Genomic DNA, 14,279 nt, shown 5'->3' on the forward strand with positions numbered 1-14,279 from the left:
TCGGAAGAATTGACCGGCAAGGTTTCATCTGCTTTGCATCGCCTCCGCCATATCGGACAAGTTTTCGCTGATCACCGACATCGCGTAAAAACGCCTCACAATCGGGTTACGATGCAGCAAACGGCGCGACTGCGAGTCCCCGCCGCGATTGTGCGAGCGGTTTGGCGCAGCCAACGCTGCCCGGCAGGTCAGGACGACTGTCCGGGATTTCATGCAGGCCAGGCACCCGTGGTGCGCTGCCTGCTCAACCAAGCGCCACCGTGAGCCGTCATTGTCCATGCGTATACTGTTCGTCATCGGCAACCTGGGCGACTATCACGTCCCTCGCTACGAGGCTCTCGTCAGCGCAGCCTCCAGTCGCGGCCACCAGGTGGCGCTGCTCGAGGTCTTCGCGCGCTCGGGCGTCTATGGCTTCCCGCAGGAACGCCGCGCGGCATTCTTCGCGAACCGCCCGCGTATGGCGGAAACGCTGGTCGAGAACGGCGCCGACAGCGACGGCCTCGGCGCGCTCGACACCGCACGCCTGATTGCGAAGGTGCGCAACTTCGAGCCCGACGTGGTCATCACGCTCGGCTACAACACCGGCTATTCGGCCGTGCTCTGTTTCCTCAGACATCTCACGCGGCGCTTCAAGCTCATCTACATGTCGGACTCGAAGGCCGACGACGGACAGCGCCAGCGCACCAAGGAGCGCCTCAAGCGTTTCATCGTGAGCCGCTTCGACGGCGCGCTCGTCGCGGGCGAGAAGCATCGTCGCTACGCGCAATCGCTTGGCATCCCGAAGGAACGATCCCGCATCGGTTTCGACGTGATCGACGTCGACTATTTTTCGGATCTCGCGCAGGCCGCGAGCGTCAACCCGGGGGCCGTGCGATCGCGCTTTGGGCTGCCGCAGCGCTATGTGCTGTGCGTGAGCCGCTTCGTCGCGCGCAAGAACGTCGACGTGCTGATCGACGCCTACCGTAAATCCGGGGTGTACAACGAAAATATCGGCCTCGTGCTGGTGGGTCAGGGTCCGCTCGAAGCGCAATTGCGCGCGCGCATCGACTCGCTCGGCCTCACGCCGCATGTGACGATACTCAACTCGCTCGCCAACCAGGAAATGCCGAATCTCTATGCGCTCGCGGAATTCGTCGTACTCGCGAGCGAATTCGACCAATGGGGCCTGTGCGTGAACGAAGCGTTCGCGGCCGGGTGCCCTGCCATCGTCACGCGCACCTGCGGCGTGGCTGGCGAAGTGGTGATCGACGGCGTGAACGGTTTCGTGGTCGAACCGCGCGACGTCTCGACGCTCGCGCAGCGTATCGGCGAACTGGGCGGCGAGCCTGCGCTGCGCGAACGCTTCGCCGCCGGCGCGCAAAGCACGATCCGGCGCTGGACCCCGTTGCTCTTCGCCTCGAGCGCGCTGGAACTTGCCGAGGTCACGACCCGCCGCGCACGCGATCCCGCGCGCGAACTCGTGTAGCAGCGCGCCATATCGTTCGCCACACGACGCCCCGCCGCTCAGAGATTGGGGGCGAACACGCGCCCGGGCGCAATTTTCCGTTTAAGCGTACGCATCAGCAAATAAACCGTGCCGTGGCGCTCGACGCCCAGCCGCTGCGTGAGCGTCGCGCCGAATCCATTGAGAAAGCTGAATGTCGACGGGCTCGAAAAGCCGTCGAAGTCGAAGGTGAGCTTGCGCTCCAGCGCGCGGCCAATGCCGGTCCACAGCAGCAGGCTGATCGAGCCGCTGTGCGCGTCCTGCGCGCGCGACGACAGCAGGTAATACATGGCCTGATGGTCCCAGACGAGGCCGACCGCCGCCACGAGCTTCCCGCCTTGCCCGTAGGCGCCGAGCAGCATCCCCGCCTTGCGCTCGACGAACGCGTCGACGAGCTCGCGCATGACTGCATCCCCGTAAGCGTTGGTACGCGAACGCGCCGCGAGATTCGCTTCGTAGAACGCGATGAACTCGCCTGGCGCGATGTCCGGCACGACGGTCAATTCACGGGAGGCGCTGCGGATCACGTTGCGCGTCTTGCTGTTCAGGCGCTTCCATGCTTCGTCGGCTGTCGTGTTCCGGTCGATGCGGAACGTGTAGCGCGCTGTGACCGTAAAGCCGTGCAGCGCGAACGCCAGGGCGTCGTCGATGCGCGGGTCGAGCACCTGAAAAAAGCTGTCGCAGTCGGGCAACTGCTCGATCAGCTTGCCGGTGACGTCGAGTTCATGATGCAGTTGGCGGGCCTCGCTGCCCGTCACGGACTTGATGACCGGCCCGAGCGTGCGCGTGAGCGGCGGCAGGTGCGAGACACGCCACAGTCGCGTGCGCTGCATCGCGTACGGCATCTCGCCGATGACCTCGTCGTCCTGCTTCACCACCGCAAGCTTCCAGTCGCCTTGCGTGGCGATGTCGAGCCACCAGCGTTCATGAAAGATCGAAGGCGCCGCGCGTACCGGCACCGGCGTAGCAGTTGCAGCCGGTGCCTCGAGAACGGGCAACGTCCGGTCGTTTATGGTCGTCATCGATCACCGGTATATTCTGACTGCAAGCGCTGCGGGATCACACATGCGCTCCACCTCCCCCAGCACCCACGCTCCTCAATGACTTCTCGTCGACGTGGCAACGGCATGTACTCAATATGACAGTTCACGCGGCGGGTGGTTTTGTCCCTCCCAGGTCTTGCAAGACTACACGCAAGACGGCGCTTCGGGCGCTTCTGTTTTCGTTTCCAGGGTCACCTGCTCGCGCTGCGATGGATTGCAAAGCTCCATGGCGGCGAACTGCCATTTCGTACACCGCCTTCAGTCTACGAATAGCCACCTGCCCGTTTACGCCAAAACCAAGACGCATGCGGATAGGTTATCCCCCTGGTCGATTTTCGTCGGATCATACTGCGCTATTTCGCATTGCAGCAATGCACGCACCTGCACGTTCGCACACCGATTACCCAGCGAGAACGATTCGCGATCAGGAAATTTAATTAGGAATGCATTCGACTGAATCGATCCTCGCCCGTCGTCGCTCAAGCCAATGGTTGCGTCGTCATCGCTCGCGTGAGCCCATGCATGGGACGGCGCACCGCCACGTCGAACGAGTTCGTTTGCGGCCCGATGATTTCGGCCTGCCGCTTGAGCAATTCGACGATCGTCGGCAACCGGTCTTCCGTGAGACGAGCAGCCAGCGTGCCCACGCTCAATGCGCCGACGGCGCAGCCGGTCTGGTCGAGAATCGGCACGGCCACGCCCGCCATGCCCTCGAGCACCCCGGTGTTGCGCCCCGCGTAGCCGAGCTTGCGCACGCGCTCGATCTCCGTGCGCAAGTACACCTCGTCCAGCACGCCGTAGCTGCGCAAGCGCGGCACATTGAAACGAATGATTTCTTCGCGCTCGGCCTCGGGCTGGAACGCGAGAATGGCAAGACTGCCCTGGCCCACGCCCAGCGCTACGCGCCCGCCGATATCGCCCGTGAACGAGCGGATCGGAAACGGACCTTCGCACATGTCGAGGCACACCGCGTCGAAGCTGCTCTTCACGAGCAGGAAGATGGTGTCGCCAAGGCTTGCGCACAGGCGCAGCAACGCGGGCCGGCATAGCGTGCGCATGCCGCTGGGATTGCCTGCCTGCGCTGCGAGCGCAAAAAAATCCACGCTCAGCCGATAGCGCCTCGTGCCTTCGTCCTGCTCGACCACGCCTTCGGCGATCAGCCCCTGCAGCAGCCGATGCACGGTGGCCTGGGTCAGCCCCACGGCCTTCGCGAGCGCGGTGATGCGGCTGCCTTCCGCCTGGCTCGCCCCCAGTGCGCGGATCACCGCGAAGGCGCGCTGCAACACGCCCGCGCCGCGCGCGTCGTCGGCCGGCGTTCCACTTTTCTCTTCCATTGACGTCATATCGACCTCGATTTATTCCATACAGCGGAATCTCCGCCGAAAGCTCGTACGAATTGGCGCACTACCCGAAAGGTGGGACCGCCAAACGTCGCTGCGCTTGCAGCCAGCTCATTCAGGGATTTCCCGAAGCTCACCGGGTGAAACGATCAACAGACCAACTCGCACGCGTATTCCATTAAACGGAATATAAGTCAGATTTCTATCGCTCGATGGAATTTTAAATTGACGACCAAAAATTTGGCTAGCTACAGTCGGTTCAACGCCCTGCACCGCGATCCGCTCAGCGGGTGCCGGCGCAACCCAAGCACTGGAAGGCCACACCATGTCGTTCCTCACCCTGACCGATGTATCGAAATCGTTCGGCGACCTGCAGGCGGTCGCCGGCGTCAATTTGTCGGTGGAAAAAGGCGAGTTCGTCTCACTGCTCGGCCCCTCGGGCTGCGGAAAAACCACGACGCTGCAGATGATCGCCGGCTTCGTGGAAACCACGCGCGGGCGCATCACGCTCGACGGGCGCGACATCACGCACATGCCGCCGAACAGGCGCGGCCTCGGCATCGTGTTCCAGAGCTATGCGCTCTTTCCGCACATGAGCGTGGAGCAGAACGTGAGCTTCGGCCTCGAAATGCGCGGCGTGGACAAGACCGAGCGCCGGGATCGCATTCGCGAGGCGCTCGCGCTCGTGCGCCTCGACGCCTACGCGCAGCGTTTTCCGCGCGAGCTTTCGGGCGGCCAGCGCCAGCGCGTGGCGATTGCGCGCGCCATCGTGATCGCGCCGCCCGTGCTGCTGCTCGACGAGCCGATGTCCAACCTCGACGCCAAGCTGCGCGAAGACATGCAGTTCGAGCTGCGCGCCATTCAGCGCAAGATCGGCACGACCACGCTGATGGTCACGCACGATCAGTCCGAAGCGCTCTCGATCAGCGACCGCGTGGTCGTGATGGAAAGCGGCCGCATCACCCAGGTCGACACGCCTTATCGCGCGTATGAGCGGCCCGAGAACGACTTCGTCTCGCAGTTCATCGGCAAGGCCAACATGCTCGCGGGCCGCATCGTCGCGCGCGAGGGCGACACGATCCGCGTGGATCTCGGCCACGATCTCGCGGAAACGGGCTCGACGGCGCAACTGCCCGAGCGCGGCCGCGCGGTGGGGGTGGGCGACGCGATCACGCTATGCATCCGCCCAGAAAAGCTCAGGCTGTGCGCGAGCGGCTCGGGCCGGCTCGCCGGGCGCGTAACGAGCCGCTTCTTCCTCGGCAGCCAGTGGCTTTACCGGCTCGACAGCCGCGCGGGCGAAATGCTCGTGTGCTGCCAGAACGAGGGCAAGGAGCCGCTTGCCGAGGGCGACCAGGTGGGCATCGACTGGCATAGCGACGCGATCCGCTTCATCCACCAGGAGGGCGCCCGTGTCTAGTACGCTGCGCACTTCTCAGCCTGCCCCGCGCGCCACGGTGCGCGCCGGCTGGCAGGCTTACGTGCCGCTCTGGCTCATGAGCGCGCCCGCGCTGCTGCTGTTCGCCGCGCTCGTGCTCGTGCCGCTCGCCATGACCTTCGTGCTCACGTTCTACCGCTTCGATCCGATGAGCGGCCCCATCGCCGCGTTCGATCTGCACAACTACGTAGAAGTGCTCGGCTCGTCGTACTTTCACACGATCTTCCTGCGCACCTTCGGCATTGCCGCGCTCACCACGCTGCTGTGCGTCGTGATCGGCACGCCCGAGGCGTACATCCTCTCGCGCATGCGCGACCCGTGGCGCTCGCTCTTCCTGCTCGTGATCCTCGCGCCGCTGCTGGTTTCGGTGGTGGTGCGTGCGTTCGGCTGGAGCATGCTGCTCAACATGAACGGTCTGGTGAACCAGTTCTTCGGCCTGTTCGGCGCGGGGCCTTTCAAGCTCGAATACACGACCTTCGCGATCGTGATCGCGCTCGTGCACGTGATGCTGCCGTTCATGGTGATTCCGGTGTGGACCGCGCTGCAAAGGCTCGATCCGCAAACCGAGAACGCGGCGCTGTCGCTGATGGCCTCGCCGTTCACCACCCTGCGCCGTATCGTGCTGCCGCAACTCATGCCCGGCATTCTCTCGGGCAGTCTCATGGTGTTCGGCCTGTCGGCGAGCGCCTTTGCGATTCCGGGCCTGCTGGGCGGCCGGCGCCTGAAGGTGGCGGCCACCGCCGTGTACGACCAGTTCCTCAGCTCGATGAACTGGCCGCTCGGCGCGACCATCGCCGTGCTGCTGCTCGTCGCCAATCTCGTGGTGATGCTCACCTACTACCGCGTGCTCGAACGGCGCTACGCGCGCAGCATGGGCTAAGGCCCCAGGACACAACATCATGCGCAAAAACGGACCGCTCGCCCTCACGTTCCATAGCTTCGTCATCCTGTTCGTGCTGGCGCCGCTCGTCATCGTCATTCTCGTGGCCTTCACGCCCGACGAAACCTTGACGCTGCCCACGCACGGCCTCTCACTGCGCTGGTTCCGCGCGATTCTCGACTACCCCGACTTCATCACCGCGTTCTTCAACAGCCTCAAGCTCGCGTTCGCCTCGGCCACGCTCTCGCTCGTGATCGCGTTGCCCGCGGGCCTCGCGATCGGCCGTGCGCGCTTTCCGGGCCGCGGCTTTCTCAACGCGCTGCTGCTTTCGCCGCTCGTGATTCCGGGGCTCGTGCTGGGCATCGCGCTGCTGCGCTTCTTCGCGCTGATCGGCGCAACCGGCTCGTTCGCTTGGCTGATCCTCGCGCACATGATCATCATCACGCCGTTCGTCATGCGGCTCGTGCTCGCCTCGGTGAGCGGCCTCGACCGCAGCATCGAGCATGCGGCCGCGTCGCTCGGCGCGAACGCCTGGACTACCTTCCGCCGCATCACGCTGCCGATGATCGTGCCCGGCATCACGGGCGGCTGGCTCCTCGCCTTCATCAACAGCTTCGATGAACTGACGATGTCGATCTTCGTGACCTCGCCGCAAACCGTCACGCTGCCCGTGCGCATGTACATGTACGCGACCGAGTCGATCGACCCGATGATGGCTTCCGTTTCCGCGCTCGTCATTTTCATCACCGCGGGCGCGATGTTCCTGCTCGACCGCGTGTACGGGCTCAACCGCATTCTGATCGGGCAGCACTGAACGCCGCCCGCCTCTTTCGATTCCAGCTGCCGCGCCACCGACCTTCCATGAGCACCGTCACGCCGCTTTCTCTTGCCCAGTTCGTCCGCGTTGCCGAAACCGCGCGCGCGAGCGTTTCCTTCGTGTTGGACGGCGTCGAAGTCAAGGCGCTCGCGGGGGATACGCTGCTCACCGCGATCCTCACGCATCAGCGGCACGTGCGCCGCAGCGAGTTCAGCACGGAACCGCGCGCGGGCTTCTGCCTGATCGGCGCCTGCCAGGACTGCTGGGTGCGCAGCGAAGACGGCACGCGCCTGCGCGCCTGCTCCACGCCACTGCGCGAAGGCATGCGTGTGCTGACGCGCACCGCTTCGGATACCGAATCTTATGACGGAGGTGCGCGATGAGCGCGGTCAGGTCTGATCGCATCGTCATCGTCGGCGCGGGCCCGGCCGGCATTCGCGGCGCGCAAACGCTCGTGGCCGCGGGACTGCGCCCCACCGTGATCGACGAAAACGCGCGCTGGGGCGGCCAGATCTATCGTCAGCCCGCCGACGGTGCGGGCTTCTCGCGCACGAAAACCGCGCTCTACGGCTTCGAGGCGAAGAAGGCCGATGCGGTCCATCGCGCCATGGCCGAACTGCTCCCGAAGATCGACTACCGGCCCGACACGCTGGCCTGGTCGTGCGAGCCGGGCCGGCTCGACACCTTGCGCGAGGGCCGCGAAGCGAGCGTGCCGTGGTCGCATCTGATCATCGCGAGCGGCGCTACCGACCGCATCGTGCCGCTGCCCGGCTGGACGCTGCCAGGCGCCTATACACTCGGCGGCGCGCAGGTCGCCCTGAAGGCGCAGGGCTGCGCAATCGGTCAGCGCACCGTGTTCGCCGGCACCGGGCCGCTGCTCTACCTCGTCGCTTATCAGTATGCGAAAGCCGGGGCGCACGTGGCCGCCGTGCTCGACACGAGCCCGTTCGCGCGCCAGGCCGCCGCCGCGCCGAAGCTGCTCAATCAGCCGGGTACCTTCGCCAAGGGCGTCTATTACGTTGCGTGGCTCAAGGCGCATGGCGTGCGCATGGAGCATGGCGTCTCGCTCGAAGCCATCGAAGGCGACGCGGCCGTGCAATACGTCCGCTGGCGTGCGGCCGACGGCAAGGAGCACGCCATTGCCTGCGACGCGGTCGGCCTCGGCCACGGCTTGCGGCCCGAAACCCAGCTCGCCGATCTCGCGGGCTGCCGCTTCGCCTTCGACGCCCTCAACCGCTGCTGGCTGCCCGAACGCGATGCGGCGGGCCGCAGCTCCGTGCCGGGCGTCTATCTGGCCGGCGACGGCGCGGGCATTGCGGGCGCCGATGCCGCCGAACTCGCGGGCCGCCGCGCCGCGCTCGCCGTGCTCGAAGACATCGGCATCGAAGCGCCAACGCACGATGCCGATTTGCCTGATGCGGCAACGATCGAGAAGCGCCTCGGACGCATTACGCGCTTTCGCGTGGGCATCGAGCAGGCGTTCTCCCCGCCGGCCAACTGCGCCGCCGACTGGCCCGACGATCTGACCGTCTGTCGCTGCGAGGAAGTCGACGCGGGCGCGCTGCGTAGTTGCATCCGCAACGGCTTCGCCACCGAGGTCAACCGCCTGAAGGCGCTCACGCGCATCGGCATGGGGCGCTGCCAGGGGCGCATGTGCGGCGAATCGGCCATGGCGCTGCTGAGCGCGGAGACCGGCAAGCCGCTGCACGAGGTGGGCCGCTTGCGCAGCCAGGCGCCCATCAAGCCGATTCCCATTTCACCGATGCTGTTCGACGACGGCGTGCAGGTCATCGAAGAGGAAGCCCACGATGAGTGACACGCGCCACTTCCAGGTTGTGATAGCGGGCGGCGGGCTCGTCGGCGCATCGGCGGCGCTCGCGCTCGCGCGCAAGGGCGTGAGCGTCGGCTTGTTCGAGCGGCGCTTTTGCGGCGCGCAGGCGAGCGGCGTGAACTACGGCGGCGTGCGCACCCACGGCCGCAGCGCCGAGCAACTGCCGCTTGCGGTGCGCGCCCGGCGCGTGTGGAGCCGCTTGCCCGAGCTGATCGGCAGCGACGGTGAATTCGTCGTCTCGGGGCACTTGCGCCTCGCGCGCCGCGACAGCGATCTCGAGGCGCTCCACGCATGGTCCGCCATGGCGCGCGATTTCGGCGTCGAGTCGCTCGTCATGAGCGGCGAAGCGTTTCGGCACCGCTACCCGTGGCTCGGCAAGGCCGCCATTGGCGGGGCGCTCTGCGCGAGCGACGGCCAGGCGAATCCGCGTCTCGTCTCGCCCGGCTTCGCGGCGGCGGCGCGGCGCGCGGGCGCGCACGTGCAGGAGCAGACCGCACTCGGCGACCTGAGCTTCGACGGCCGGCGCTTCCAGATGCGCGCGGGCAACGAGCGCATCAGCGCCGACTGGCTGATCAACTCGTCGGGCGCCTGGGCCAATACGGTGGCGGGCGCGTTCGGCGAAACCGTGCCGATGAAGCCGATCTACCCGAACATGTGGGTGACCGAGCCGCTGCCGCGCTTTATCCAGCACAACCTGGGCGTGTACGGCGGCGGCGTCTACGCGCGCCAGGTCGAGCGCGGCAACTGCGTGATCGGCGGCGGACGCGGCCACGGCGACGGCGAATACGCGCAGCCTTCCACCGCCACCACGCGAGCCGTCATGCGCGACGCCTGCGCGCTGGTGCCCGGCCTGCGCGACGCGCTGCTGATCCGCACGTGGAGCGGCGTGGAAGGTGAAACGCCGGACAGCAACCCGATCATCGGTTTCAGCAACACCACGCCGCGCCTCCTGCATGCGTTCGGCTTTTCCGGCGGCGGCTTCCTGCTGGCGCCGGGCGTGGGCGAAGTCCTCGCCGAACTCGTTAGCGAAGGCGCGACGAGCACGCCCATCGAAGCGTTCGCAATCGGGCGCTTCACGCAGTCTTCCGTTCATGCCGCTCTCCCAATCAAATAAGGAGTCCCCTCGATGAAACTCACACGCACCCTGGCTTCGCTAGCCGCACTCGTCGCCCTGGGCATCTCGCAAGGCGCCTGGTCGCAAACGAAGACGATCTACATCGGCATGAACGGCGGCCCGATGGAGAAGGCCTACACGAGCCAGGTCCTGCCCGACTTCGAGAAGGCCAACAACGTGAAGGTGGTGGTCGTGCCGGGCACCTCCTCCGACGTGCTCGCGAAGCTCCTCGCCAACCGCAACAGCCCGCAGATGCATGTCGCCTTTCTCGACGACGGCGTGATGGCGCGCGCCGTGAGCATGGGCGTGTGCGAGAAGCTCGACGATTCCCCGGTGCTCAAGGAACTGTATCCGTTCGCGCGCATGAAAGGCGACGTGGGCGCGGGCGTGCAGCTCGGCATGACCGGCATCGGCTACAACACGAAGGTGTTCGCGGACAAAGGCTGGGCGCCGCCCACTTCGTGGCTCGATTTCGCCAATCCGAAATACAAGGGCAAGGTGGTATTCCAGTCGGCTTCGAGCAGCACCTTCGGGCTGCACGGCTTTCTCGCCATCAACCGCCTGATGGGCGGCAGCGAGAGCAACGTCGAGCCGGCCTTCACGAAGTGGGCGAGCACGGTGGGGCCGAACGTCGTCGAATATATTCCGAACTCGGCCAAGCTCTCGGAGATGATCCAGACGGGCGAAGCCGGCCTCTTCCCGCTCACGCCCACCGCCGTGGGCGACCTGAAGGACAAGGGCCTGCCCGTCGCTTACGCCAACCCGAAGGAAGGCGCGGTGCTGCTGCTCGTGGACCTGTGCGTGGTGAAGAACAATCCCGACCCGCAACTCGCGCAAAAGCTCGCGCAGTTCCTGCTTTCAGCGCCTGCGCAAAGCAAGGCGGCCGCCGCCGGCAAGCAGATTCCGACCAACCAGAACGCCACCATGCCGGCCGACATGCAAAAGAGCCTGGGCAATCTCGACCAGCTCGTGAAGAAGGTGACAGTGGTGGACTGGGATGTGATCAACGAGCACCGCGCGCAGTGGGATTCGCGCTGGAACCGGCAGATCGAGCAGTGATCGTTTGATTTTCGGGCAATAGCGGGGGCGGCGGGCGCGGCGCGTCCTGTATCATCCACGGGTTGTCGAACCGCCCGCTCGCCCATGCGCTCCGCCCTCGATTCTTCGTTTCGCCTTTCCGCTTTTGCCCGGGCGCCGCGCGCCCGCTTCCTCGCCCTGGCGCTAGCCGCCGCGTGCGTGCTGCCGGGATGCGCAACCGGCCCGGCCTCGCAGAGTCAGGCCGCGCAGGCACTCCCGCCCGATACGGTCACACTCTTCCCGATCGAGCACTACGACCAGAACGTCGATCACTGGATCGATCCGGCCAGCGCCGACTACGACAAACCCTTCCTTTCGCCCGACGTCCAGCACGCGCAATTCGATGCGCTCGTCGCGCGCTATTTCGGTGCAGGTCCGAACGATCCCTCGCCGTGGAATCGCGCGTTTGTCGAGCAGCGCGTGTATCGCGACGGCGGCAGCGACATTGCCGCGCTGCAGACGCGCCGCCTCGCGTACTTCGACAACACCGGCAAGGAGGCGCGCCGCATTGGCTACGGCATGAATTTTCGGCCGCACACGAAGGCGTGGATCGACGCCATCGAGCGCAACGCCAACGTCAACCAGTTCGAGCAGGCCAGCGGCTTCGACGCCAGGCGTCGCGCCATCGCCACGACGGCGCTGTACGTGCGCGAACTGCCCACCATCGACCCGTCGTTCTATTCACATCGCATAGCAGGCGAAGGCTATCCCTTCGACAACCTGCAGGTGAGCGCCGTGCGGCCGGGCACGCCGCTCTATGTGCTCGGCACGAGCACCGACGGCGCCTGGCGCTACGTGCAGACGCCGGACGTGCAGGGCTGGGTGCGCAGCGACGGCGTGGCGAGCGTCGATGAAAGCTTCGTGTCGACGTGGCGCGCGGCGGCGCACCAGTCGCTCGGCGTCGTGGTCGTGGCGTCCGCCGCGCTGCGCGACGACGCGGGCGTGTTCCGCTTCGATGCGCCCGCCGGCACGCTGCTGCCGCTGCGGCCTGCTTCCGGCGCGAAGCCGGGCGAAGTGCTCGTGCCCGCCCGCGACGTAGACGGCCGCGCGGCGATCCGCACGGCGGCGCTCGATGCCAACGCCATCGCGCCCGCGCCGCTCGCGGCCACGCCGCGCCATCTCGCGCAGTTGATGAAGGCCCTGATCGGGCGCCCCTACGGCTGGGGCAACACGAACTTCGACAACGACTGCTCAGCCGAACTGCAGAGCATTTTCGCGGCGTTCGGCGTGTGGCTGCCGCGCCATTCGTCCACGCAAATGAACGCCGGGGCGATGACCGATCTTTCGGCGTCCACGCCCGCGCAGCGCCTCGACTGGCTCGTGCAGCACGGGGCGCCCATGCGCACGCTGATCTATATAGGCGGTCACGTGATGCTCTACCTGGGCAACACGGAGCGCGACGGCAAGACGGTGCCGCTCGTCTATCAGGACGTGTGGGGCCTGCGCCCCGCCGACAACAGCCGCCGCGCCGTGATTGGCGGCTCGGTCATTTTCCCGTTGCTGCTCGCCTACCCCGAAGACCCGGGCCTCGAATCGCTCGCAGGCACGCCGGTATTCCAGGTCAGCATTCTCGGCGCGCCCGCGGGGAGCACGCCGCCGGCGCAGGACGAGGAGAATCCGGCGGGGTGACTGAGGCGCTCGCGCGCCGAATCATGCGCCGGATGCAACAAATTGATGCGCAAATGTGATCGTTTCTCCCAGGGTGACAGATTCCGCACGGTCGTACAAAAATAGCTCCCATCGAACGTAGCATTCCGTCAACGTTGCACACCTCTCGTCAGGGGAGAAGCGATCGGTGAACGCGCATTCAATCCGGCTCATGCCTAGCCGCAAGCCCACGATGACCACGCGCTCGTCCACGCTGCTTCTGCGCACGCGAGAGGACCCCGGCCGCCGCGCCAGACCGCAGGACTCCGCACAGTCCTGCGCGTAGTACTTCGAGCAGCACTCCCAGCAATCCGTTTCGTGTGGTTCTGCGAGGAACCCCGGCCCCCTTTTGCCCGAAGCTTTCTCCCCGGCTTTGCCTGGAGCATGGCCTGAAGCGTGCGCAACACCCTGTCACATCAATCTCAATCCATAAATAACACTAAGGATGACGAAATGTTACAACGCGACAACCTCGGCATGAAATGGCTGGTCCGCTGCCTTGCGGCGGCCGGTTTGATGGGCACAGTAGGTGTCGCAAGCGCACAGAGCAGCGTCACCCTGTATGGCATCGTCGACGGTTCGATTCTTTACACGAGCCATACGCTGAACACGCAGACGGGCCAGAACGCCGGTCATCAGTTCTCCTTCACGGACAGCGGCATGTCCGGCTCGAACTTCGGCATGCGCGGCGCCGAGGACCTGGGCGGCGGGATGCGCGCGGTATTCGCGCTCGAAAGCGGCATTAGCGTCGCGAACGGCCAGTTCGGCAATTCCAACGGCAACTTCTTCGGGCGTCAGGCGTGGGTCGGCATGGAAAGTCCCTACGGTACGGTCAAGGCTGGTCTGCAGTACTCACCGTTCTTCCTCTCGCTCTACCAGACGGACCCGCGCGGCATGTCGTATTTCGGCAGCGGTCTCGTGAGCTACGTGAACAACGTCTACGTGACCGGCCTCTTCAACAGCAACGCGATTACGTATACGTCGCCGGAAATCGCCGGCATTCAGGCGATGGGCATGTTCGCCATGGGCGGCGCAGCGGGCAACTTCCAGGCGGGACGCCAGTATTCGGCGAGCCTGCGCTACCACATCGCGGGCTTCACGATCACAGGCGCGCTGTATAGCGGCAATGCCGGAGGCAGCGCGGCCACCACGCCGGTGCCGAGCACCATCGAGTTCGTGGGCCGCACGATCGGCGCGAGCTATCGCTTCCCGAACGCGCTCACGGTCTACGCTTCGTATGCGCTTTACAAGGTTGCGCAGTCGTTCGACAACAGCGTCTACTCCGGCGGACTCAGCTATATGATCACGCCCTACCTCGACGTCGACGCGGGCGTCTGGTACACCCGCGACGGCAACGACGGCACCAACCACTCGCTGCTGGCGTCGAGCGGCGTGCAGTTCTTCCTCTCCAAGCGCACGACGCTCTACGGCCAGGTCGGCTATGTGAACAATCACGGACGCATGGACACGGGCTTGTCGATCAACAACGCGCTCTTTGAAGTCTCCGGCTCGACCGTCGGCGCGAGCATCGGCATCCGGCATCTGTTCTGATGCGCGCAAGTGTTCCGCGGCGCGCGCGTGACGTGACGTGACGTGACGCGACGCGGAACAC

Annotated in this window: 12 protein-coding genes; 10 read left to right on the plus strand and 2 right to left on the minus strand. The window is 65.8% G+C overall.

Annotated features, from left to right (window positions below; all coding sequences use genetic code 11):
- The first annotated feature begins 277 nt into the window (after positions 1 to 277).
- Positions 278 to 1,465: a glycosyltransferase family 4 protein gene (locus AB4Y35_RS24410; protein ID WP_368706335.1), complete on the plus strand. Its 1,188-nt coding sequence runs from the start codon at positions 278 to 280 to the stop codon at positions 1,463 to 1,465.
- A 38-nt stretch (positions 1,466 to 1,503) separates the two neighbouring features.
- On the opposite strand, the gene AB4Y35_RS24415 is transcribed toward AB4Y35_RS24410, so the two are convergent.
- Positions 1,504 to 2,505: a GNAT family N-acetyltransferase gene (locus AB4Y35_RS24415; protein ID WP_368706336.1), complete on the minus strand. Its 1,002-nt coding sequence runs from the start codon at positions 2,503 to 2,505 to the stop codon at positions 1,504 to 1,506.
- A 500-nt stretch (positions 2,506 to 3,005) separates the two neighbouring features.
- The gene (locus AB4Y35_RS24420) at positions 3,006 to 3,869 is read right to left on the minus strand and encodes an IclR family transcriptional regulator (RefSeq protein ID WP_368706337.1); all 864 of its coding nucleotides are present in this window, start codon (positions 3,867 to 3,869) and stop codon (positions 3,006 to 3,008) included.
- Between the two features lie 322 nt (positions 3,870 to 4,191).
- On the opposite strand from AB4Y35_RS24420, the gene AB4Y35_RS24425 reads away from it, so the two are divergent.
- The 9 genes from AB4Y35_RS24425 to AB4Y35_RS24465 all read left to right on the plus strand — a co-directional run bounded on the left by AB4Y35_RS24425 (position 4,192) and on the right by AB4Y35_RS24465 (position 14,218).
- On the plus strand, positions 4,192 to 5,283 hold the full coding sequence (locus AB4Y35_RS24425) for an ABC transporter ATP-binding protein (protein ID WP_368706338.1): 1,092 nt from the start codon (positions 4,192 to 4,194) through the stop codon (positions 5,281 to 5,283).
- Entirely contained in the window at positions 5,276 to 6,181 is a 906-nt protein-coding gene (locus AB4Y35_RS24430) for an ABC transporter permease (RefSeq protein WP_368706339.1), read from the plus strand. Before AB4Y35_RS24425 ends, AB4Y35_RS24430 begins: the two co-directional genes overlap by 8 nt.
- Before the next feature lie 19 nt (positions 6,182 to 6,200).
- The gene (locus AB4Y35_RS24435; protein ID WP_368706340.1) at positions 6,201 to 6,995 is read left to right on the plus strand and encodes an ABC transporter permease; all 795 of its coding nucleotides are present in this window, start codon (positions 6,201 to 6,203) and stop codon (positions 6,993 to 6,995) included.
- Positions 6,996 to 7,042: 47 nt separating this feature from the next.
- On the plus strand, positions 7,043 to 7,381 hold the full coding sequence (locus AB4Y35_RS24440) for a (2Fe-2S)-binding protein (RefSeq protein ID WP_368706341.1): 339 nt from the start codon (positions 7,043 to 7,045) through the stop codon (positions 7,379 to 7,381).
- Entirely contained in the window at positions 7,378 to 8,814 is a 1,437-nt protein-coding gene (locus AB4Y35_RS24445) for an FAD-dependent oxidoreductase (protein ID WP_368706342.1), read from the plus strand. The genes AB4Y35_RS24440 and AB4Y35_RS24445 overlap by 4 nt, the downstream gene beginning before the upstream one ends.
- On the plus strand, positions 8,807 to 9,943 hold the full coding sequence (locus AB4Y35_RS24450; RefSeq protein ID WP_368706343.1) for an NAD(P)/FAD-dependent oxidoreductase: 1,137 nt from the start codon (positions 8,807 to 8,809) through the stop codon (positions 9,941 to 9,943). Before AB4Y35_RS24445 ends, AB4Y35_RS24450 begins: the two co-directional genes overlap by 8 nt.
- Positions 9,944 to 9,955: 12 nt before the next feature.
- Complete coding sequence (locus AB4Y35_RS24455) at positions 9,956 to 11,002, plus strand: ABC transporter substrate-binding protein (protein WP_368706344.1); 1,047 nt, start codon at positions 9,956 to 9,958, stop codon at positions 11,000 to 11,002.
- Between the two features lie 84 nt (positions 11,003 to 11,086).
- Positions 11,087 to 12,649 (plus strand): SH3 domain-containing protein, encoded by a 1,563-nt coding sequence (locus tag AB4Y35_RS24460; protein ID WP_368706345.1) that lies wholly within the window; start codon positions 11,087 to 11,089, stop codon positions 12,647 to 12,649.
- 495 nt (positions 12,650 to 13,144) lie between these two features.
- Positions 13,145 to 14,218: a porin gene (locus tag AB4Y35_RS24465; protein ID WP_368706741.1), complete on the plus strand. Its 1,074-nt coding sequence runs from the start codon at positions 13,145 to 13,147 to the stop codon at positions 14,216 to 14,218.
- Positions 14,219 to 14,279 lie beyond the last annotated feature (61 nt).

Source organism: Paraburkholderia sp. EG286A, from assembly GCF_040965375.1.
In the GTDB taxonomy this organism is placed as follows: Bacteria; Pseudomonadota; Gammaproteobacteria; order Burkholderiales; family Burkholderiaceae; genus Paraburkholderia.

What these genes read in the sequence shown, in the direction of transcription:
- AB4Y35_RS24460 (WP_368706345.1), top strand. Translation starts at nt 11,087, where the DNA reads ATGCGCTCCGCCCTCGATTCTTCGTTTCGCCTTTCCGCTTTTGCCCGG.
- AB4Y35_RS24435 (WP_368706340.1), top strand. Translation starts at nt 6,201, where the DNA reads ATGCGCAAAAACGGACCGCTCGCCCTCACGTTCCATAGCTTCGTCATC.
- AB4Y35_RS24420 (WP_368706337.1), bottom strand. Translation starts at nt 3,869, where the DNA reads ATGACGTCAATGGAAGAGAAAAGTGGAACGCCGGCCGACGACGCGCGC.
- AB4Y35_RS24465 (WP_368706741.1), top strand. Translation starts at nt 13,145, where the DNA reads ATGAAATGGCTGGTCCGCTGCCTTGCGGCGGCCGGTTTGATGGGCACA.
- AB4Y35_RS24450 (WP_368706343.1), top strand. Translation starts at nt 8,807, where the DNA reads ATGAGTGACACGCGCCACTTCCAGGTTGTGATAGCGGGCGGCGGGCTC.
- AB4Y35_RS24440 (WP_368706341.1), top strand. Translation starts at nt 7,043, where the DNA reads ATGAGCACCGTCACGCCGCTTTCTCTTGCCCAGTTCGTCCGCGTTGCC.
- AB4Y35_RS24455 (WP_368706344.1), top strand. Translation starts at nt 9,956, where the DNA reads ATGAAACTCACACGCACCCTGGCTTCGCTAGCCGCACTCGTCGCCCTG.
- AB4Y35_RS24425 (WP_368706338.1), top strand. Translation starts at nt 4,192, where the DNA reads ATGTCGTTCCTCACCCTGACCGATGTATCGAAATCGTTCGGCGACCTG.
- AB4Y35_RS24410 (WP_368706335.1), top strand. Translation starts at nt 278, where the DNA reads ATGCGTATACTGTTCGTCATCGGCAACCTGGGCGACTATCACGTCCCT.
- AB4Y35_RS24445 (WP_368706342.1), top strand. Translation starts at nt 7,378, where the DNA reads ATGAGCGCGGTCAGGTCTGATCGCATCGTCATCGTCGGCGCGGGCCCG.
- AB4Y35_RS24415 (WP_368706336.1), bottom strand. Translation starts at nt 2,505, where the DNA reads ATGACGACCATAAACGACCGGACGTTGCCCGTTCTCGAGGCACCGGCT.